The sequence below is a fragment of the Alkaliphilus crotonatoxidans genome (genome assembly GCF_054658015.1).
The window spans coordinates 176,381-196,550 of the sequence record NZ_BAAHXS010000006.1 but is presented as its reverse complement, the minus strand read 5'-3'; the positions used below and the strand labels follow the sequence as shown (position 1 = coordinate 196,550).

At 40.9% G+C, this 20,170-nt stretch carries 18 protein-coding genes; 7 read left to right on the top strand and 11 right to left on the bottom strand.

From position 1 onward, the window contains the following. Positions 1-52: 52 nt before the first annotated feature. Complete coding sequence (locus ACYQ1I_RS12970) at positions 53-628, top strand: TetR/AcrR family transcriptional regulator (RefSeq protein WP_459765976.1); 576 nt, start codon at positions 53-55, stop codon at positions 626-628. A 191-nt stretch (positions 629-819) separates the two neighbouring features. Here the strand turns inward: ACYQ1I_RS12970 and ACYQ1I_RS12965 are convergent, their stop codons facing one another. The 4 genes from ACYQ1I_RS12965 to ACYQ1I_RS12950 all read right to left on the bottom strand — a co-directional run bounded on the left by ACYQ1I_RS12965 (position 820) and on the right by ACYQ1I_RS12950 (position 5,608). Next, positions 820-1,713, bottom strand: a complete 894-nt coding sequence (locus ACYQ1I_RS12965) for a dihydrodipicolinate synthase family protein (protein ID WP_459765975.1) — start codon at positions 1,711-1,713, stop codon at positions 820-822. A 9-nt stretch (positions 1,714-1,722) separates the two neighbouring features. Beyond that, positions 1,723-2,982 carry a GntP family permease gene (locus tag ACYQ1I_RS12960; RefSeq protein ID WP_459765973.1) on the bottom strand — a complete coding sequence of 420 codons (1,260 nt, stop codon included), beginning with the start codon at positions 2,980-2,982 and terminating at the stop codon, positions 1,723-1,725. 25 nt (positions 2,983-3,007) lie between these two features. Continuing rightward, positions 3,008-4,684, bottom strand: coding sequence for a dihydroxy-acid dehydratase (gene ilvD, locus ACYQ1I_RS12955; protein ID WP_459765971.1), 1,677 nt, complete (start codon positions 4,682-4,684; stop codon positions 3,008-3,010). 168 nt (positions 4,685-4,852) lie between these two features. Further along, positions 4,853-5,608 (bottom strand): IclR family transcriptional regulator, encoded by a 756-nt coding sequence (locus ACYQ1I_RS12950; protein WP_459765969.1) that lies wholly within the window; start codon positions 5,606-5,608, stop codon positions 4,853-4,855. Between the two features lie 543 nt (positions 5,609-6,151). Here ACYQ1I_RS12950 and ACYQ1I_RS12945 point away from each other — a divergent pair. Next, a complete protein-coding gene (locus tag ACYQ1I_RS12945; protein ID WP_459765967.1) occupies positions 6,152-7,048 on the top strand; it encodes a hypothetical protein in 897 nt (298 codons plus the stop codon). A 286-nt stretch (positions 7,049-7,334) separates the two neighbouring features. On the opposite strand, the gene ACYQ1I_RS12940 is transcribed toward ACYQ1I_RS12945, so the two are convergent. From ACYQ1I_RS12940 to ACYQ1I_RS12920, 5 genes are read right to left on the bottom strand one after another with little or no spacing between them, the layout of a single operon-like run. Then, on the bottom strand, positions 7,335-7,667 hold the full coding sequence (locus ACYQ1I_RS12940; RefSeq protein ID WP_459765965.1) for a cupin domain-containing protein: 333 nt from the start codon (positions 7,665-7,667) through the stop codon (positions 7,335-7,337). Further along, on the bottom strand, positions 7,661-9,187 hold the full coding sequence (locus ACYQ1I_RS12935; RefSeq protein ID WP_459765963.1) for a tripartite tricarboxylate transporter permease: 1,527 nt from the start codon (positions 9,185-9,187) through the stop codon (positions 7,661-7,663). The genes ACYQ1I_RS12940 and ACYQ1I_RS12935 overlap by 7 nt, the downstream gene beginning before the upstream one ends. 10 nt (positions 9,188-9,197) lie before the next feature. Then, on the bottom strand, positions 9,198-9,650 hold the full coding sequence (locus tag ACYQ1I_RS12930) for a tripartite tricarboxylate transporter TctB family protein (protein WP_459765961.1): 453 nt from the start codon (positions 9,648-9,650) through the stop codon (positions 9,198-9,200). 45 nt (positions 9,651-9,695) lie between these two features. Then, positions 9,696-10,736 (bottom strand): tripartite tricarboxylate transporter substrate binding protein, encoded by a 1,041-nt coding sequence (locus ACYQ1I_RS12925; RefSeq protein WP_459765959.1) that lies wholly within the window; start codon positions 10,734-10,736, stop codon positions 9,696-9,698. Between the two features lie 59 nt (positions 10,737-10,795). Next, positions 10,796-11,929, bottom strand: a complete 1,134-nt coding sequence (locus ACYQ1I_RS12920) for an enolase C-terminal domain-like protein (RefSeq protein ID WP_459765957.1) — start codon at positions 11,927-11,929, stop codon at positions 10,796-10,798. Positions 11,930-12,520: 591 nt separating this feature from the next. Here ACYQ1I_RS12920 and ACYQ1I_RS12915 point away from each other — a divergent pair. The 5 genes from ACYQ1I_RS12915 (at position 12,521) to ACYQ1I_RS12895 (ending at position 17,615) form a co-directional block, all read left to right on the top strand. Continuing rightward, positions 12,521-13,468, top strand: a complete 948-nt coding sequence (locus ACYQ1I_RS12915; RefSeq protein ID WP_459765955.1) for a GNAT family N-acetyltransferase — start codon at positions 12,521-12,523, stop codon at positions 13,466-13,468. Between the two features lie 268 nt (positions 13,469-13,736). Further along, entirely contained in the window at positions 13,737-14,789 is a 1,053-nt protein-coding gene (locus tag ACYQ1I_RS12910) for an iron-siderophore ABC transporter substrate-binding protein (protein WP_459765953.1), read from the top strand. Further along, positions 14,786-15,784, top strand: a complete 999-nt coding sequence (locus ACYQ1I_RS12905; RefSeq protein WP_459765952.1) for a FecCD family ABC transporter permease — start codon at positions 14,786-14,788, stop codon at positions 15,782-15,784. The genes ACYQ1I_RS12910 and ACYQ1I_RS12905 overlap by 4 nt, the downstream gene beginning before the upstream one ends. Then, positions 15,781-16,815: a FecCD family ABC transporter permease gene (locus ACYQ1I_RS12900; RefSeq protein WP_459765950.1), complete on the top strand. Its 1,035-nt coding sequence runs from the start codon at positions 15,781-15,783 to the stop codon at positions 16,813-16,815. Before ACYQ1I_RS12905 ends, ACYQ1I_RS12900 begins: the two co-directional genes overlap by 4 nt. Continuing rightward, complete coding sequence (locus tag ACYQ1I_RS12895; RefSeq protein ID WP_459765948.1) at positions 16,812-17,615, top strand: ABC transporter ATP-binding protein; 804 nt, start codon at positions 16,812-16,814, stop codon at positions 17,613-17,615. The genes ACYQ1I_RS12900 and ACYQ1I_RS12895 overlap by 4 nt, the downstream gene beginning before the upstream one ends. A 134-nt stretch (positions 17,616-17,749) precedes the next feature. Here ACYQ1I_RS12895 and ACYQ1I_RS12890 read toward each other — a convergent pair whose 3' ends face one another. Both ACYQ1I_RS12890 and ACYQ1I_RS12885 read right to left on the bottom strand, forming a co-directional pair. Then, complete coding sequence (locus ACYQ1I_RS12890) at positions 17,750-18,574, bottom strand: SDR family NAD(P)-dependent oxidoreductase (RefSeq protein WP_459765946.1); 825 nt, start codon at positions 18,572-18,574, stop codon at positions 17,750-17,752. A 162-nt stretch (positions 18,575-18,736) separates the two neighbouring features. Next, positions 18,737-20,089: a radical SAM/SPASM domain-containing protein gene (locus ACYQ1I_RS12885; protein WP_459765944.1), complete on the bottom strand. Its 1,353-nt coding sequence runs from the start codon at positions 20,087-20,089 to the stop codon at positions 18,737-18,739. Between the last annotated feature and the right edge of the window lie 81 nt (positions 20,090-20,170).

Genomic DNA, 20,170 nt, shown 5'->3' with positions numbered 1-20,170 from the left:
TCTAACTTCTGTTTAAAAAGCAACGCCTTAATTAAAATTGGAGGAATATTTGATGAAAAATACAAAGGTTGACCGCAGGGTTAAGTACACAAAGATGATATTGAAGGAAAGCTTTATCAAATTACTGACCAAAAAGGATATTGCTAAAATCACTGTTAAGGAAATTTGTGAAGAGGCTGATATCAACCGGGCAACCTTTTACGCCCATTATGCTGATCAATATGATTTGATGAGAAAGATTGAGGATGAGCTGTTTCAAAATGTTGGTTCTTATTTAGAGGAGTACATTAAGAGTAAGGCTGATATCAACCTGGTGGAAATGATAGAGAAAATATTTGAATATATAAAGGAAAACGCCGAGCTATGTAAATTGCTGTTAAGTGAGCGGGGCGACTTGAACTTTCAAAAAAAGGTCATGATGCTGGTATATGACAAGAATATCAAGGAGCTGATTGACGAATATGCCCTTTCAAAGGATGATGCAGAATATATTTATTCCTTTACCATTACCGGCTGTGTAGGGGTCATTCAAAAATGGCTTGATGAGGATATGAATAAATCTGCCCGTTTCATGGCAGAAATGTTGGTTAAAATTGCAAAGGAATTGCCAACCTTTTTTTCTAAATAAAAATCGATGAGTTGTATTAACATCCTCTCGAGGTTCAGCTTTTCATTTATAAAGACTTTAGGCACAAACACAAACCGTCAGGAATTGGATATCCCCCTATCAATATGCTTTTCCCTGACCAATGGGCTTTAATCTAACAAAAAACCGGTTATGGTGAAATTTCACCATAACCGGCATATTACAGCTATACATTATTCATCCATTACCGTTGCAATAATTTTCAGGGCCTCTTCTACAGATTCCCTTCTCACCCTCTCAAAGGGAAATAACGTTGTTGTATTGATATCCAGCCCCCTTTCCTTTAAAATTTCTTTAAACAATCCGAAGCAATTACATTCAATATCATATAGCCTCATCAGTGCTAAAATCTTTTGCTTAATGTCAATAATTTGTTCATAATTGCCGCCATTTTTGGCTTTTACCCATTTAGACCAAAGCTCCGGAAAGAGATTGGATAGGGCACCAATTGAGCCTTGGCCTCCAAAGTCGACGTTATCCAGAAATTGATCATCGAATCCTGAATACATTTTAAAATCAGGAAAGTCTTTTTTAATCACCTGCATTAAATCCCTTGTATGGCCAAAGGACGAAACCGATTCCTTCATTCCCACAATGTTGTTATTGGATTGAAGTAATCTGACAACCGTTTCGGGTGTGAAGTCTGTATGGGTTCGGGCGGGAAAATTATATAAGTAAATATTTCCCTCGATGCGTTTGGCCAGATAATCATAATAATGAAAAATATCCGCCTGGGTCATTCCATAATAGTACTGGCCGATAATAAGCACTCCCTCTGCCCCTCTTTTTAAAGCGAAATTGGAGAGCTCAATGGTCTGCCTGTAATCAATAGAGCCTGTTCCAGGTAAAACCTTGACACTTCCATCAATTTCAGATAAATAAAAATCTAAAAAATCTATTTTTTGATCGACGGAAAGGGTGGTAAATTCCCCGGTGCTTCCTAAGGGCACAATTCCATCTACACCATGATCAATTAAATGACGTATCAATCTTCTATTACCTTGATAATCAATGCTTCCGTCATCATTAAATACCGTCAACGCCGGTGTTACAATTTCTGCCTGCATATCATTCACCTACCTTAAAATTTTAACTACACCATATAGAACGGTGGAAATGGTTACCATTGAAATTCCAATCAGCGACTCGTAGGAAATAAGCTTTAATCTTTCTTTGATTTCCATATTAACACTTCCGGCGCTAACATGAAAAAAGGAGCCATGGGGAAGACCGTCAAACACAAAGCTGCCGGAATGAATCATTGCACCAGCGGCCAAGGCGGCTACACCATAGGATAAGATTGTTTCGCCAAATACCTGACTTGCCAAAGCTGTACCTGCTGTTGAAGAGGCTGAAGCTGCTCCCATTAAAATACCGGAAATCGGCGCCAGTAAAAAGGCTGGCAGTCCAACGGAATTTAACGACTGAATGATCACATCTTTTAAAGTTGAATGGGCAATAATTCCTGCCAAGGTTCCTGTTCCAATCAACAACATGGCTACGCCGCTCATTTTTCCCAGACCAAACTCTAAATAAGAGATGGTATGCTTTATTTTCCCCATTGCCAGGATGCCAACCAACCCTCCTACGGGCAATGCTATTAATGGGTCGATGGTAATATTAAAGAGGGGACGGCAAAGTAAAAGAAGAATTGTTACAGCAGGCCCTGCCAGGGAAGCTGCCAGGCTTGGCAGGTTTTCTTGATTTTCCACAGTATTTTCATTAATAACCTCTGTTCCCTTTTTAGACAGCCGATTGGCAATGAGGGTTGTAATAATTATTGCAGTAACGGCAGCAGGTATACCAGCCGCCATCATCGATGTAAGGGGTACATTAAAGGCTTCTGCCGCTGCAATGGCATTGGGGTTTGGACTCATAACATTTCCTGCCTTCACGCCGCCGATCATGGCAATTAATATACCCAATTTTCGATACCCTGCTTTTTGGGCAATTTGGATGGCAATGGGAGAAACAGTAATGACGGCCACGTCGCCAAAAACGCCTACAGCAGTCAACATCCAGGTAGCCAGGGTCATGGCCAGCAAGGCATTTTGGGTACCCATCTTTTTTACAATTGATTCTGCAATGCGGGCAGCTGCACCTGATTCAATCAATGTTCCTGCCAGTACGCCGGCCGCTACGATTCTAATAATGGCCGAAACGATATTTTTTGTACCGTCTATCATATAGGTGACTGTATTGGATAACCCTACTCCCCCAACTAATCCGCCAATTATGGCACCGATAATCATGGCATAGGTCGGCGGAACCTTTTTCAATATTAAAACGATTGCAATTACCAATGCTAATATGGCCCCTAGGGCAGATACACTCATTTAATTCACCTCTCTCTTTTCATCATTAAATCTTCAATATCCCGCCTTCAGAGCCTGAAGCAGCAAATTTAGAATAAAGGGCCAGGTAACCTCTTTTAAACTTTGGTTCAGGTCGTTTCCATCCTTTCATTCTCGCTGCAATTTCTTCATCACTTACCAACAATTTTATGCTACGGTTATCAACATCAATTTCAATTTTATCTCCATCTTTAACAATAGCAATCGGACCGCCTTCAGCCGCCTCAGGAGAAATGTGCCCTACAAAGCAACCATTGTTTGTTCCTGAAAATCTTCCGTCTGTGATTAAGGCTGTTGTTTTGGCTAATCCTCGACCATATAAATACTTCATGGCTTTAAACATTTCACGCATTCCAGGGCCGCCTTTGGGTCCTTCATAACGAATGACAACAACATGTCCATCTCTAACCTTTCCCTTTAATATTGCTTCCTCTGCCGCTTCCTCACTGTCAAAGCAAATTGCCTCGCCGATAAAATGATAAAGGCTCTTATCAAAGGCCCCAGGTTTAGTGACGCCGGTTTCTGGTGCCAGGTTCCCCCTTAATACCGCTACACCTCCCTGGAACCCAAAGGGCTCCTCTACTGAACGGATCACCCGTGTATCTTCGGGGTATTGATAGCGATGGGACTCAATATTTTCCTGAACTGTTCGGCCTGTAACGGTCATGGCATCCAGGTCTAGTTTTGTCCTTAGGGCTTCCATCACCCGTGGTACGCCTCCGGCCCTGTGGAAATCAATACAATTGTACTGACTGGATGGATTAATCTTTGCCACCTGGGGGATATTACGGCTTAATTCGTCAAATGCTTCCAACACATTTATATCCAGCTCCGCCTCATGGGCAATTGCGGTTAAATGCATCACTGCATTGGTACTGCCGCTGATTGCTAGACAAACCTTAATGGCATTACGAACAGCACTTTCGGTGATGATCTGACGAGCCGTTATTTTTTTCTTGGTCAATTCTACAATTTTAATCCCGGTTTCTTGGGCAATTCTTAAACGGTCAGCGGAGGTTGCAGGAATCATTCCGCCATCGGGTAAGGTCATTCCCAGAGCCTCCGACAGACAGCACATGGTATTGGCTGTTCCAAGATAGGAACAGGAGCCGCAGCTTGGGCAGCTTAAGTTCTCCAGGACAGTATATTCATCCTCAGTGATCTTTCCTGCACTCAGCATTCCCAATGCCTCGGCACTGGAGGTCTGATCAGACTGCCTGCCGTCAAATTCAATACCGCCTTCCATGGGACCTCCAGGTATCAGTATACATGGAATATCCAGTCTAGCCGCCGCCATTAGCATACCCGGTACAATTTTATCGCATGAACCCAGTAATACAATGGCATCCAATAATTGGGTCTGGGCAAAGGTTTCCACACTGTCACAAATAACTTGACGGGAAGGTAGGATAAAATGCATTCCATCATGTCCCTGGGCCATTCCATCGCAGCATGCAATGGTTCCGAATTCTACAGGGGTTCCACCGGCACGATAGATTCCATCCCTCACCCGTTGTGCCACCTGTCGTAAATTAAAGTGTCCGGGTACACCCTCATTCCAGGAATTTGCAATCCCTATAATTGGACGACGCAAATCATCAGTTGTATAGCCCATGGATTTATAAGTGGCTCGATAATACTGATTTTCGATTCCCCTCAAGGTCTTTTCACTTCTGAATTCCATTTAAGATTCCCCCTCTTTAAATTTGTTTTTTCGTATATATGATAACTTATTTATATACGAAAATCAATATCTTTGTAAGAAAAAATATATGCTATTTCTACATAAAAATAGAAGATACCTAAAACTATGCCAATTCTTGCAATAGTTTCAGAGTATCTTCTCTTACTTTTATAATAAATTATGATCAATTAAAATTTTTTCGATATTATTTTTATACTTCAGCAATGACTTTTTGATCAGCTCTTTTTTCTCTTCTGTTTTTCGAAAGCTGGGGAAAACGACACTGAGCCCCGCAACCACCTCACGATTTTCACATATTGGAACGGCAATACAGCTTGTATGCTCTCCACTTTCTCCATCTTCCGTAGCGAATCCGTTTATTCGAACATCCTGCAGCTGCCCTTTTAATACATTCATATCTGTAATTGTTCTGGAGGTAAGGGGAAGTAAGCCTTCTGGGTAAATTAGATCTAGCTCTTCTTCAGTATGACGGGATAAAATTGCTTTTCCTAAGGCCGTCGAATATGCCGGTAAGCTTCGTCCAACCTCTGATACAACCCTGATGGGTTCCTGCCCTTCCACCTTTAGCAAATAAAAGACCTGCCCCTCTTTTAGAATACCTAACTGACAAGTCTCATTACAGTCATTAGAAAGTGAATTCATCTCCTGACGAATTAAATCCAAGGTAGAATTTTTGCTGGTAAAAGAGGAACCTATGTAATATGCCTGGATACCTATTGTATATTTATTGGTAGTGCGGTCCAATTCCAGGAATCTAAAATCCAATAATGTTTTCAGTATAGGCGAAATTGTGCCCAGGGGAATATCGGTTTTTTTGGTTAATTCACTGAGGGTAAACCCACCAGGATGATTAGAAATAGCCTGAAGTATTGAAATAACTCTATATGTTGGATTATGCACCATTCATACGCTCCTCATTTAAGAATTATTTAATTATCATATCATCTTATACTTAATTATACAATAGTAATCAGGCTTACTGACTTAGAAATTAATACTTAATCCCAGCAATAGCTTAAATTCTATGCTCTCTATTACTACTATTGCCAATGAATCGAAATTAATATCCTCTATTATCACTTTATTAAAGTTCTTTGGCTTATGCACTATTTTCCTGCCCTCAACCAGAAATCTGCTGCAAATCTTTTAGTTAATTTGAAAATCAACATATATCCTTTTTTGTTAGTTTTGAAAGTTACTTTTATAAGGGAGGCCAGCAGTTGAGAGGGAGTAAAAAAGGAAAAATGTTTGAAAAAGTCTTTTCTTTTGTTTTATAATGTATATGGCATGGAAAAAGCAACCATTTCCAGGGTGGTTCTACTCTGCCCTAACAAAATTGGTCAAGTAAAACCAATTGAAAATTGAAATAGTTATTGTAAAAAAGGTTTAGAGGTCCTCATTTTTCATTTAACTTTACAAAACGAGAGCAATTAAAAGGAGGAAAATATGAAAAGACTTTTTTTGGGGGTTATAGCATTATTATTCCTTTTTACTGTCTGGATGGTAATCGGGCAGTCAAATCAAAAGATAAAAGTAACGGCCCAATATCTACAGGGAAAGATTACTACTCAGGTAAAAACTGAAGACATCCAAAATATCGAATCAACAATTTTTAGATATAAGACTCATTATCTTGATCAATATATCAACGTAGGTCCAGAAGTACAAGTTTATATATTTCCTAATGAGAAAGAGACCCATGTCTTTGAAGTACATGCAGAGTTATTTGAAGGAAAAAAAGACAATTTAGAAGTGGAGGTTGCGGTTAAATACCAGGATGGAACGGAAGAAATACTTGGAAATGTAACCATTCCGGGCATCAAGAAGCAAGTATATGATGATTTTGTCATTAAGCCTGAATTTGAAGAAGGATCAATTTTCTATCGAACTAACGGCTTAACAGCAGTAATTAAACAAGACGAATACGATGAAGAAATATTGTTTTATTCTGATCCCAACCGTGAATTTCCAAATATTTCTGTAGGTTTTCAGAAAGATCATTCACTTTATCCATTAAGTGTCTATGAGGTAATACCTGAAACTGAAGCCTTGAATAGAAACTATGAAGGATTTGCACCTGTGGATTTTACCAATATTTCAGAAGGCCATAAGTCATATATCGTAATTGAACACGGCATGTTTGATTTATGGTGGGATGGACTTTATCCTTATGATAATGAAGGGAATGAGGTGATTTATGAAGCTAGAGAAGAAGATAGCGGCATTGTTTTGGCAAGAGACAATGAAACACTTGAAATATCAAAAGCAAGTCACGAAAAATGGACTAAAATGGTAAATAAAATCCCGAATATTAAATTTCTTATAACATCTTTCAATAAATAATGAATTTAGTACTGTAAATATTGATTTAAAAGTGGCTTAAAAAATTGATTTTCTCAGCAATAAAAAAAGATGAATCCTAGTTTGCACTATAAGATTCATCTTTTTTCTTTCTCTTTTCTAGTATGAATATATGGAATATTTAAGATCATTGTAATACCTAAAACAATTGCCCCTGATATTTTAAGGGTATTTATCTCATAGTATAGTCGTTAAAAACTGCTGAATACTTGACACCAGGCTACTAAGACAGAACCGGCCTACAACGGTGACTGCTTTAAATTACAACTTATACAAAATCCTCACGCATAGGATTAAATATATCCAGCAGCACACCTTTTTTCAGGCATTTGCAGCCGTGCTTTACCCCATCCATTTTAAGCATTGTATCTCCTGCCCTTACAATTTTCTTTTCACCCTCTATTTCAAACTCAAATTCACCGCTGACTACATAGGTTATCTGAGTATGGGGGTGATGATGGAGGCTTCCTATTGCCCCTTCTTCAAAGGCATTTTCAACACACATTAAATCCTGACTATATGCTAGAACCCTTCTTACAACGCCATCGGCAACCTCTCTGGGTGCTGTTTCATCGCGGAATACCCATCTTTGATTTAGCATTTTGTTATACTCCTCCCGTCTATTATTGGCTGTTGCTGCATTTTTTTCTTTAATACATATTTTTTAAATATGGGCCATACAACACTGATAATTGCAATTAACAAAAAGATCAAGGAAATTGGTCGTGTAAAAAATTTGGTGTAATCTCCATCTGCATAACTAACGCCTTTTCTAAAATAGGCCTCTAAGTTTTGGCTAAGGATAAAGGCTAAGATAAAGGGACTGGTAGGCAGTTCACCCAGGGCCATAATTACCCCCAACACACAGCAACCAATCATAACATAAATACTAAAAATACTATTAGCAGTACCATATGCACCTATAAAGGCTAAAATCAAAATAGAGCTGTATAGGAAGTGGTAAGGTATTTTTAAAATCAGTGGGAACCATCGCTTTGCCACAAGCTGCATAATCACTACGATAATAGCACTGACTAAAATTCCTGCAAATATTAAGTAGGATATTTGTGGATTTGAAGTGATCATAAGAGGACCAGGCTGCAATCCATGGATCATTAACCCGGTAAGGAGCATGGCTGTAATACTGTCTCCTGGTATTCCTAAGGCCATCATGGGAATAATGGCTCCACCGATTGATGCATTATTAGATACTTCGGAAGCCCAAATGCCCCCTGGATGCCCTTTACCAAATTCTTCAGAATCTTTACTGCTTGACTTGGCATGGGCATAGGCAATCATGTTGGAAACACCCGACCCCATACCTGGAAGAAACCCTACCCACAGACCGATCAGGAAGGTGCGTATAATAATTCCAATATTTTCTGTAAAATCCTTGATGCTGATGCCCAGGCCGCGAATATTACCTTCCTTCACCTCTGGAAGTACCTGACAGCCCTTTGCATAGTTTGTTGCAATTTGACGGCATGCAAATATACCCAGTGTAATGGCAATAACGCTGATGCCGTTGTCTAGGTTATGATTACCAAAAGTAAAACGCAGCACCCCCGAGACTTTATCCATTCCAACTGAGCCTAATAGGAGTCCCAACGATGTAGCCAAAAGACACTTAAACATACTTCCCTGGGATAATGCTGCTACCAATGTAATGGCTGCAAAACACAGGCTGGCATATTCCCATGGCCCCAATTTCAGTGCAAAATCAGCAATTACGGGGCTTAAAAAGGTTGCAATTAGAATCGATAGCAGTGTTCCTATAAAGGAGGCCAAAATTCCGATAGTAAGGGCCCTAGTGGCCTCGCCCCTCTCTGTCATAGGATAGGCATCGAAGGTTGTTGCAATGGATGAGGAGCTACCTGGGATACCAATTAAGGTGGCACCTATAAAAGAGCCCGATACGCCACTTACATACATAGCAATCAGCATAACGAAACTAGTTACTGTGTCCATTCCTATGGTAACGGGAAGCAGCAGAGATATACCAATTGCCGCACTAAGCCCTGGAATGGCACCAAAGATAATCCCAACTACTGAGGTTAATATGATCAAAAGTAAATTTATAGGCTGAAGAATTAGTAATAAGCTAGATAAGTAAGCTTCCATGATACACCCCCTAGAATTTGCCTTGTGGCAGCATGACTCCAAAGCCTTTTGCAAAGATCAGATAAAGAGCTGCTGAAATTACAATGGAAAGAATTATGTTTACGGCAAGTGAAACCTTTTTTTCTCCACTAAGCATATTGACTAAAGCAAAGGCCATAAAGGGTGTTGCCCATATAAACCCAACATATGTAAGGGCAATGGCATAAGCAATCAATACTCCAAAGGCAATCCCGAGCCTTTTCCAGCCATCTTTGGTTAAGTATGTCTTTTCTTCTTCCTTTTTGATTTCTGACTGTACAATTATGCCGATACCGCAAATAACCATCAGGGCCTCTGCCAGGTATGGCAGAAGACGAGGCCCTGGATCTACAATATTTTCCGGAACTCTGATTGAGCGTGTATGATAAAAGAAAAATATAGCAGTTAAAATAGCACCTATTCCGATTAACCTGTCCTTTTTCACGGTTCCTCTCCTCGTAAATTATTTTTTAAATTAACCCAATATATATTATTTTGTTACGTTGAAAATCGAAAGGGACTTTGCCACATCAGTTAATGTGTTTAGTTCATCTTCAAGTATCGCTTTCGATTCTTCTATACCATACCACTCAGGAACCTGGCCCATTTCCTTCATTCCGTCAACATAGGGAGAACCCTCCTCCACAATGCCCTTTAGGGATTCGCTAATTACTTTAACCTGCTCCTCGTCCATACCAGCTGGCCCTATAATATAGTAATTGGTTACGGCATACACATTTTCGTATCCCATTTCCTGAATAGTTCTATAGTTTTCAGGTGCATTGGACTCAAAGTCTGCAATTTTGGCTCCATTTGCTCCGACAGTGGCTATAACCTTCAGCTTACCTGCCTTTTCATACTCTAAGCCATTTGCTAAAGAAATACTTCCAATATCAATAAAACCACCTGCTAGGTTAGTTAATCTGTCTGTTTCTGCCGAAGCCTCTACATAATTAAACTTAATATCTAATTTATTTTCCAGCGTACCCATTAAGAATTGAGTGGTTCCATTAGGAGATATTCCTGCTTTGACTTTTCCAGGATTTTCTTTAATATACGCTAAAAATTCTTCAAAGGTATCATAAGGTGCATCTACCGGCACCGCAAGGGCTCTAAGTCCATTATTTCCGATATTGGCAATAAGGGTTACATCCTCTAGGGGATGAATATCGGTAGCCCCTGTAACATACTGTGTTATCAATGCTGAGTGAACCATTGCCAGATTTAAACCGTCAGGCTTCTTGCTAACAAGGCTCTTAAAGCATGCTACAGTGGTATCAAAGTTTACTGGTTGAAAATTAATTCCATTTATCTTGTTCCAGCTTTGGGTCAAATATCTAGTTGTCAAGTCAGATCCACCCCCTGGTGTACCAGGTATTAAAATGTGAACTGAATTATTGGTCCACTTAAGACTATCATCTGACACGTTTTCTACATCTTTTGTATTTGATCCTGTATTTTTTTGAGCACAGCCGCTAACCACCATCATCAGCATTAAAGTAACTAATAAACACCCTAAAATTTTTTTCATTTTTTCACTCTCCCTCACTTTGTTAGGTCATTGATTTTGGTATTTAAACCCGACTTTATTTATTTTTCAGTGTAAAAAATTTGTTTGCTTTCAAGTAATCCCTCCCTTTCCAGCTTTTCTATATTCATTCTTTGGGGATTACCGCTGACATCTGTTTGACAGTAGAATCTGCCATTTTTTTCTTCAGGCTGATATAGGGTATACTCCCCAACAGGCCTACTGATTGGCTCATGATATTCTATTAGCTCATCTTCATTATAGAGACAGCCAAATATTGCGTTAAGATAAATCCTGCCCCCTGAAGAAAATCTTACATGATTTTTACGGGCCATATCTCTGATTTGAATCAGATCATCCATTCTTGTCATTCTGCCTACAGAAGGCTGCAAATGATCTACGCCCTTCTCAATATAAGTTTCGTAGGCATAGGAAATTCGCATAGATTCACCAAATGCAATAGGAATCGTAACCCCCATATCCTTCAAGGATTTAATCCCATTCATATCGTGGGAATGAATTGGCTCTTCAAGCCAGGCAAGATTATAGGGCTTTACCAATTCCGAGAAGGCAAAGGCTGTCTTTACATCCCATTTCTGATTGGCATCAACGGCTATGTTAACGTTGTCTCCAACTGCCCTTCTAACCTTTTCTATTCTTCTTAAATCCCGTTCCATATCATCACTGCCCACTTTGAACTTGATTGTCGTGTAGCCTTCTTCCACGTATCTCGTCATATCCTCTATCAGTTCTTCATCATCCAGTAAAATAGACCCTCCGCCTTTATAAGCAGCCGCCCAGTCCTTTGTTGCCCCCATGAATCTATGTAAAGGCTGCCCGGCCCTCTGGGCCAAAATATCTAGCATCATTAAATCTAGCATACCTACCATTACGGCTTGCCCACTTTGAAAACCGCTGTTTCTGATTTTCCAATACAGCGTCTTTCGCCATTCATTATAGCTTTTCTTCTCGCCATTCAGAATCATGGGAAGAATATCCTTTACAAAACCCCTTGCTACTGAAAGGTGGGCACAGGCCCCTTCATCATCATAAAGCTCAATACACCCCTGCTCCGGAGCGAACTTTCCCATACCGCCGGTGGCGTCTTTAAATGGCTTTGGCAGCGGGATCGGCCTAAAATGATAGTATACAGCCTTTGTAAAACGAATCTCATCTTTATAATCAAATGAAAACATCCTTTACCTCCTCGTATAATATTTTTTATGGGCTTTTCTCTTAATTCTCACTTAACCCAGGATACTAACCTAAAAGCTCAGCCAAAATCACCTCCCCTTCTTCAGAGACCTTTAGATTGATATTACCTTTATCCGCAGAATGTAGGATAATAATGATAATCTCTTGTTATTTGTGACGAGGCAGCAATCCTAATAGAAATTGAGTGGAAAACTATTTTTGGCTTACAATGCCTTAAAATTCAGAAAATAGAAGCAGCTGATCTTCTACTTGAAAGGAAAACGTTTAACTTTTTTCAAAAAAAATAACTAGCAACTGGTAAATTATCTCTTAGTCAGTACAATCTTAACTAACTATTTTAATTTTAAAATATCTGTTGTTTTTTTAACATGTATTCTCTATATAAAAATAAAGCTCGTGTGTTGTATGTTTTGTACAACTATTTGTTTTCCACACATTTTAGTATATCATTGATTTGTTTACCGCCAAAATAGCAGCCTTATTTTTTAATCTTAGGCTCTATCTTTAAATAGTAGACATTAAATTAGGTAGAAGGTTATTTAGTACTGGCACCGGGTTTCCCTATTGAAAAAGTGGATGGCACCTTTGGTTATTTAAAGCCTGTTTCAATTGCTTTGAGTCAAAAAATAGAATATCATGAGAATAGAGAAAAAATCGAAGGAGGAATTGTATTGATTATATACGAAGGCTGTAAAAACGCAAATGCAGAAGACATTTTCTATGCCTTTCAAAGAGGCTTCTGTGATTACATAATCAAAATGGAGCTGACACAGGAAGTTTTTATAGAGCGATTTTTTGGTCCTGAGGGAAATCAGCTGGAGAACTCCTTTATTGCCTTTGATGATGACAGGCCAGTTGGAGTGATTTTGGGTGGGATAAAGGTTTATGAGGAAATCAGAACTATGCGTTGCGGTACCCTTGGTGTCGACCCGGATTACAGGGGAAGTGGAGTTAGTAAGGAGCTCTTTGAGCTCCACAGGCAATCAGCCCTTAATAATGGCTGTAAGCAATTGTTTTTAGAAGTGATTGCCGAAAATGAAAGAGCCATCAAATTTTATAAAGGACTTGGCTATGAAAGGGTATATGACCTTAGCTACTATTCCTATGAAGTGAAGGCCCAGGAAAATAAAGCAAAAGCACCCATAGAAGTACAGGAGATATCACTTGAGGCCATAAAGGTTCTTTCAGAAGGGCTGGGGGATATACATATCAACTGGCAAAATGATTTTGATTATATGGAAAAAAAGACTGGCATCAAGCACTTCGGCTGTTACAAGGAGGGTCTACTGGTGGCGGCCTTAAGCCTTCATTCAGCCGGGAGCCTTCATTTTATATGGACAAAGCCCTCTGAAAGACATCAAGGAATTGCAAGGGCTTTGATAAACAGGGGAGCCGAAGCGCTACAGCTTAAGACATTGCATATTAGCTTTCCCAATAATGCTAATCTTTCGGGCTTTGCAAGGCATTTAGGCTTTGCTAAAAAGGAAATTGTACAATATGAAATGTACTTAACCCTTTAGCAAAATAAAGGGCTAAGGTAGAAAGTAAGGGATGGCACTTTGGCACTGGGTAATTGTAGGCATACCTAGACTCTGAAAAAAATATTTGTGACAGACTTATAATCCTCAGCATCATATTGAAAAATGAACATAGAGGGTTCTCGATTGAGGTTAAATTCTATGTAAAATACTTGACATTTGTTGAGAATGATTATAATATTCATTTATTGAGTTAGTTATGATTAACTAAACTTATCTAATTTATTAAATACAAAGGAAGGGATATCTTATGAAACTTAAAGGTATTAAATTCATTACTGCAACAGTAATTGTATTGTCCCTGGCCTTAACAGGCTGCGGAAAGGCTTCAACTGCACCGGATGCCACTGAACCCCCTACCAACCCAGAGGGTGTTACAGCGGGTGAGACTATGTTTCCACTCACCATCAAACATGCCTTCGGTGAAACGGTAATAGAGCGCAAACCAGAACGTATTGCTACCATCTCTTGGGGAAATCAAGATGTATCCTTAGCATTAGGCGTTGTTCCTGTAGGAATTTCTAAGGCTAACTATGGAGTTGTTGACGATAGTGGTCTATTACCCTGGACAGCAGCTAAATTTAAAGAATTAGGCGTTGAAAGCCCGACTCTTTTTGATGATATTACTGAACTAAACTTTGAAGCCATCAGTGATAGTCAGCCGGATATCATTCTTGCGGCCTATTCAGGTATTACTCAGGAAGAATATGATTTATTAAGTGAAATTGCTCCCGTAGTGGCATACCCAAACCTGCCCTGGCAGACCTTCTGGAGAGAGCAGATCGTGATTAATGCAACGGGTATGGGGATGAAGGCTGAAGGAGAAGCACTGGTTGAGGAATTGGAAGCATTGATTGAGGAAAAAATTGCAGAATACCCACAGTTTGAAGGAAAGACTGCTGCCTTCTTCTATTTCAATCCAGCTGATTTAGGAAATTTCTTTGTGTATCTTCCCAATGATCCCCGGGCCGCTTACCTTACAGACCTGGGAATGACCTTTCCTGAAAGTGTAACTAAACTGGCTACAGAATCCGATAGCTTTGCCTTAGAAATCAGTGCAGAAAATGTGGATTTATTAGAAGACGTCGATATTATTATTGCCTATGGAGATGACTCATTATTGACTGCATTACAAGCCGATTCCTTAATGGGAAGGATACCGGCAGTGAAAAGGGGCTCTGTTGTATTAATAGAAGACGGTACACCTCTGGCGGCCTCTGGAACCCCCAGTGCCCTTTCTATTCCGGCGACAATCGATGACTATCTTCGTATCATCGGAGAGGCAGCTGATAAGGTAAAATGAAGCATTCCAAAATAGTCATCCTGGTGATTGGCAGTCTACTTATTTTATCCTTGTGTATTTTGGCTTCTTTAGCCTTTGGTGCCCGATTCATCAGTTTTGATGAGGTCATAACAACTTTAATTCATTCTAATAAAGAGACCATAAATGAAATTGTAGTTCATGAACGGATCCCAAGGACTGTTTTTGGTATCATTGCCGGAGCCGCCCTTGGGGTCTCTGGTGCCCTTATGCAATCTATTACCCGTAATCCAATTGCAGACCCCAGTATTCTAGGGGTTAATACTGGCGCCTCTTTATTTGTCGTCGGTGGTATCACCTTCTTTCACATTAATTCAGCTAATCAATATATTTGGTTTGCCCTGGTGGGGGCTGCCGTTACGGCGGTCTTTGTTTATAGCATCGGCTCCATGGGGGCCGGAGGGGCAACCCCCATCAAGCTTGCTTTAGCCGGTGCGGCTACCAGCGCTGCCCTGTCCTCCATTGTCAGCAGCATCATTCTACCCCGTACCGAGGTAATGAATGCCTTTCGTTTTTGGCAGGTTGGCAGCATCAGTGGCGCCACATGGCAGGGCATCTGGACAGTCTTACCCTTTCTTGCAGTGGGTCTATTAATCGGTGTGTTGGTGAGCCCCGCCCTGGATGCCCTTGCCCTGGGAGAAGATCTTGCAACGGGGTTAGGCGTTCGTACAGGAGTGATTCGATTGACAGGCGCCTTTGCCGGGGTATTGCTGTGTGGTGCCACTACTGCCCTTGCAGGCCCTATCGGCTTTGTAGGTCTAATGATTCCACATATTATGCGATTGATCTGTGGGCCTAATTTAAAGATCATTATTCCCATGTCAGCCATTGGGGGCGGAATCCTATTAACCACTTCCGATGTCCTTGGAAGGCTCATTGGAAGCCCAGGAGAGCTTGAGGCAGGAATCGTAACCGCCTTTTTGGGGGCTCCAATATTAATTATCATTGCCATGAGGGCGAAGGGGCGTGGAATATGATGCAGAAAGAGCTTAATATTGTTCAATCCGGCTATCGTCATAGACGCTTAAGATGGATCATTGTTACGCTACTCCTAGGTTTATTAGTCTTAGCCCTTTGTGTTACTGCCCTTCTACTTGGGAATACCGTCTATTCCCTTGATGTGGTAATTAAGGTTCTTTTGGGTGAGCAAATTCAAGGTGCCACCTTTGCAATCGCTACCCTCAGACTACCACGGATGCTTGCAGGCTTACTGGTTGGTATGGCATTTGGAATGGCTGGCAGTACTTTTCAAACCATGCTTCGGAATCCCCTGGCCAGCCCAGATATCATTGGAATAACCTCTGGTGCCAGTGCAGCTGCTGTTTTTTGCATACTGGTACTTAAGGCCAGCGGTAGTATTGTTTCTATCAGTGCCATGGCTGCGGGCCTTGGAGTGGCCCTATTGATTTATGTCCTATCCAGTGGCGGTAACTTCTCTGGTGGTAAGCTGATCCTCATTGGAATTGGCGTACAGGCCATGTTAAATTCCTTTATTTCTTATCTGCTGCTTAAGGCCTCCCAATATGATGTACCCGGCGCCCTTAGATGGCTCAGTGGAAGCCTCAATGGCATCAGAATGTCTTCAATCCCTGGTTTAGCTCTGATTGTGATATTTTTTGGCCTGGTAATCATCCTGCTGGGCAGAGATCTAAAAATTTTAGAGCTGGGTGAGCAGTCGGCAGTCACCCTTGGTGTAAGAACAAACCTTACTCGAATCATGCTGATCTTAAGCGGGGTATTCTTAATAGCCTTTGCCACTGCCATCACTGGACCCGTTGCCTTCGTCGCCTTCTTATCGGGGCCCATTGCAGCTAAACTGGTGGGAGTTGGTTCCTCTAACGAGCTGCCATCGGGCCTGGTAGGTGCTATTCTAGTTTTGGGGGCAGACTTAATTGGTCAATTTGCCTTTGATGTTCGGTTTCCGGTTGGGATTATCACCGGCATCCTGGGGGCACCCTATCTACTTTATCTACTCATTCGTATGAATAGAACAGGAGGAGCGGCATGAATACTTCACATTTATTAAAAGCTAATCATATCATGGCAGGATATGATAAAAAAACCATCCTTGAAGGAATAGATATTACAATCCCAGACCATCAAATCAGTGTGATTATCGGTGCCAACGCCTGTGGAAAATCCACCCTGCTTAAAACCCTTTCCAGGTTGATTCAGCCAACGGCTGGAGAAATTTTACTGGACGGTAAAAAAATCACCACCATGCCCCCTAAGGAATTGGCAAAGGTTCTGGGGCTGCTTCCCCAATCCCCGGTGGTGCCGGAGGGTATTACTGTGGCGGATTTGGTTGGTCGGGGTCGGTTCCCCTATCAATCCTTTTTCAAGGGTTTAGGCAAAAAAGATTACGAGGCGGTGGAGGAGGCCCTGGCCCTTATGGGTATTACAGACCTGGCAAACAGAAGCGTTGACGAGCTTTCTGGCGGCCAGCGTCAACGGGTATGGATCGCCATGGCCCTGGCTCAACAGACGGACATACTTCTTTTAGACGAGCCTACCACCTTCCTTGACATTACCTATCAGGTTGAAATTCTTGATTTACTGACAGATTTAAATAAAAAGCGTGGCACCACCATTGTAATGGTACTTCATGATATTAATTTATCTGCCCGATATGCAGATTATATATTCGCTGTTCACAAAGGAAAGCTCATTGCCCAGGGTGCCCCCTCAGATATCATTACAGAGACGTTGATCAAGAAGGTCTTTGATCTTGACTGTACGGTCATCGCTGACCCCGTATCTGGGTCCCCCTTTATTGTACCCAAGGGCAGGCACCATGTGAACTGTTAAAGCTTCAATCCTTAGTACTAAACAGAGCCTATATCCTAAAAGTTAAACAGGATATAGGCTCTATCTGAATATTTTTAGCACTAGCCTCTTATAACGCCATCTACATAAGTCCTTTATACGCTATCTAGCACATACTATTTTTTGAACAGGGGATTGACCCCTGATGCAACTAATCCTCCATCGCATAGTATGTCTACACCTGTAAGATATCCTGCACCTTCACCAGCGCAGTAGGAAAAAAGACTTGCAATTTCCTCTACACGGCCAAACCGCTTAATAGCACAAAACTTGATATAGTCATTGGCCTCCTCCTTCTCTAATTCTCCCATGGGTGTTTCAAAATTACCTGGTGATATCGAAAGTACCCTTATCCCTTTATTTCCAAATCTGGCAGCATCCTGTTTTGCAAACCATATTACAAAATTCTTCGATATACCGTAAGCAACGCCGGAACGTACTTTTTGGGGATATAAATTAACACTTCTCATGATTTTTTTCATAAAGTATTCCGGGTCCTTCAGACTGTATTTATACTTCCTGACCGGCATGACAATCCTAGGTGTTAAATAAGCTGACATGGAAGATACATCTATAAGACAGGAACCTTTCTCCATGACCTTATAAAAGGCATTGTTCACATAAATAGTTCCCAGGGCATTTACCTCCATAATGGTTCTTGCATCCCCCATATGGGGTGACATTCCCGCTGCATGAATTACTGCAGCCACCGTCCCCTTGGCTTTTGCATAATATGCCAGCTTCTCGACGCTGGTATAGTTCGAAACATCACAGGGAAAAGCCTCCGCTTCAATTCCTGCGCCCTTTAGTTCCTTTACAGCACCCTCTAGCTTCTGAGGGTTTCTGCCGCATATAATAACATAATGATCCTTTCCCATAACCTTGGCGGTGGCAAGTCCCATACCACTGCCGCCGCCTGTTATGACACACACTTTTCGCATAATCTATTTTCCCTCCTTCTTCAGTCTTTTTTTATCTAGTCCTTTTAGTACTATTTTGTAGCTATTTTTTTATAAAAATAATACTAACTAATGTAATTACTGCCGTTAAAATTACTTTTTTATTTTTCATGGTTACCCCTCATCTCTCTTTTTTTATAACCTTTAGCATTGTCCGCACTTCCCACATCTCCATAACTCCTCTGCCACGGCTTCCCAGGCATTCGCTGCATTTAAACATTTCTCTGATAGTTCATTCACATCCTCCGGATTCTGTAAATCTGTGGAATGGGCTCCTGAAGTGTTGACTGCTTTAGCCAGTGCACCAGGATTATCTAAAAGGGGACAGGGCCTTAAATGGTTTGTGTTAAAGGGCTGTCCTTTTCGATATTCCGTAAACAGTGGTGATTTTAGCCCTTCCAACAAGGTTTTTTCTTTTATATTGGAATCAGAATAATGAATAAAGGCACAGGGTTCCATATCTCCATTGGCATTAATATGCAGATAACGCCTCCCGGCTGCAAGACAGCCCTCGGAATATTCACCGTCATTCCAGAAATCCAAGGTAAACAGTGGTTTCGTTTCCCGGAATTCCCGAATTTTACGATACATGAATTCCCGCTGTTCAGCACTGACCATCAGCTCTGGAACTGCATCCTTTCCTACCGGCATATAGGTAAAGAACCAGCAGAATTTCGCTCCCCATTCTATCATTTGATCAAAGTAGGCTTCCGATCCGATAATATCCACATTCTTACTGGTATAGCAACAAGAAATACCAAAGGGGATTTTCTTTCTTTTTAGCAAGGCCATGGCTTCTCTTACCTTTAGGAAGGTTCCATCACCTCTCCTGAAATCTGTTGCCTCTTCAAAGCCCTCCACACTAATTGCCGGAATAAAGTTTTTAACCCTCAACAGATCATCGGCAAAGGCTTCATCAATTAAGGTTCCATTGGTAAAGGCAGTAAACTGACAGTCTGGATGCGCCTCGCATAAACGAATAATATCTTTTTTCCTGACCAGGGGCTCTCCTCCGGAATAAAGGAAGAAATAGGTCCCCAGTTCATTTGCCTGACTGATAATAGAATCCAATGCTTCATAAGACAGGTTCAGTTTACCGCCATACTCAGCCGCCCAGCATCCTGTACATTTAAGGTTACAGGCAGAAGTCGGATCCATCAGTATCGCCCAAGGAATATTACAGTTGTGTTTTTTCTCCAGTTCCCTTTGTTTTTGAAATCCGATCATGCTTGCATTAATGAAAAAGTTTCGAAAGGTGACCTTTAAAATTTCCGGGTCAGCGTCTTTATATAACCCTAAAACATAGCGGTACCAGTTATTATCAGGGTTTTCTACAATATCACGAAGGGTTTTTCTCTGTGACTCCCAGTGTCCATTTCGATCAAATCCATCGGCCCAGTTTAAAAGCTTCGGCAAGTTTTTCTCTGGGTTTCCCGATACATATTCAATTACTTTTTGTAGTACAAATGCCTCTGTCTTGTCTTTTATGCTCATCATTCATCGCTCTCCTATAATAAGTTATTTAGGCAACCTCTATCTAAAGTGTTAGCCTTTCTTTTCTATATCTTAATCTTAGTA

Excerpts from the sequence above, each read along its gene's own strand:
- ACYQ1I_RS12920 (WP_459765957.1), bottom strand. The coding sequence starts at position 11,929 with ATGTTTTCATTTGATTATAAAGATGAGATTCGTTTTACAAAGGCTGTA.
- ACYQ1I_RS12900 (WP_459765950.1), top strand. The coding sequence starts at position 15,781 with ATGATGCAGAAAGAGCTTAATATTGTTCAATCCGGCTATCGTCATAGA.
- ACYQ1I_RS12890 (WP_459765946.1), bottom strand. The coding sequence starts at position 18,574 with ATGCGAAAAGTGTGTGTCATAACAGGCGGCGGCAGTGGTATGGGACTT.
- ACYQ1I_RS12950 (WP_459765969.1), bottom strand. The coding sequence starts at position 5,608 with ATGGTGCATAATCCAACATATAGAGTTATTTCAATACTTCAGGCTATT.
- ACYQ1I_RS12895 (WP_459765948.1), top strand. The coding sequence starts at position 16,812 with ATGAATACTTCACATTTATTAAAAGCTAATCATATCATGGCAGGATAT.
- ACYQ1I_RS12905 (WP_459765952.1), top strand. The coding sequence starts at position 14,786 with ATGAAGCATTCCAAAATAGTCATCCTGGTGATTGGCAGTCTACTTATT.
- ACYQ1I_RS12965 (WP_459765975.1), bottom strand. The coding sequence starts at position 1,713 with ATGCAGGCAGAAATTGTAACACCGGCGTTGACGGTATTTAATGATGAC.
- ACYQ1I_RS12960 (WP_459765973.1), bottom strand. The coding sequence starts at position 2,982 with ATGAGTGTATCTGCCCTAGGGGCCATATTAGCATTGGTAATTGCAATC.
- ACYQ1I_RS12945 (WP_459765967.1), top strand. The coding sequence starts at position 6,152 with ATGAAAAGACTTTTTTTGGGGGTTATAGCATTATTATTCCTTTTTACT.
- ACYQ1I_RS12935 (WP_459765963.1), bottom strand. The coding sequence starts at position 9,187 with ATGGAAGCTTACTTATCTAGCTTATTACTAATTCTTCAGCCTATAAAT.
- ACYQ1I_RS12910 (WP_459765953.1), top strand. The coding sequence starts at position 13,737 with ATGAAACTTAAAGGTATTAAATTCATTACTGCAACAGTAATTGTATTG.
- ilvD (WP_459765971.1), bottom strand. The coding sequence starts at position 4,684 with ATGGAATTCAGAAGTGAAAAGACCTTGAGGGGAATCGAAAATCAGTAT.
- ACYQ1I_RS12940 (WP_459765965.1), bottom strand. The coding sequence starts at position 7,667 with ATGCTAAATCAAAGATGGGTATTCCGCGATGAAACAGCACCCAGAGAG.
- ACYQ1I_RS12885 (WP_459765944.1), bottom strand. The coding sequence starts at position 20,089 with ATGATGAGCATAAAAGACAAGACAGAGGCATTTGTACTACAAAAAGTA.
- ACYQ1I_RS12970 (WP_459765976.1), top strand. The coding sequence starts at position 53 with ATGAAAAATACAAAGGTTGACCGCAGGGTTAAGTACACAAAGATGATA.
- ACYQ1I_RS12925 (WP_459765959.1), bottom strand. The coding sequence starts at position 10,736 with ATGAAAAAAATTTTAGGGTGTTTATTAGTTACTTTAATGCTGATGATG.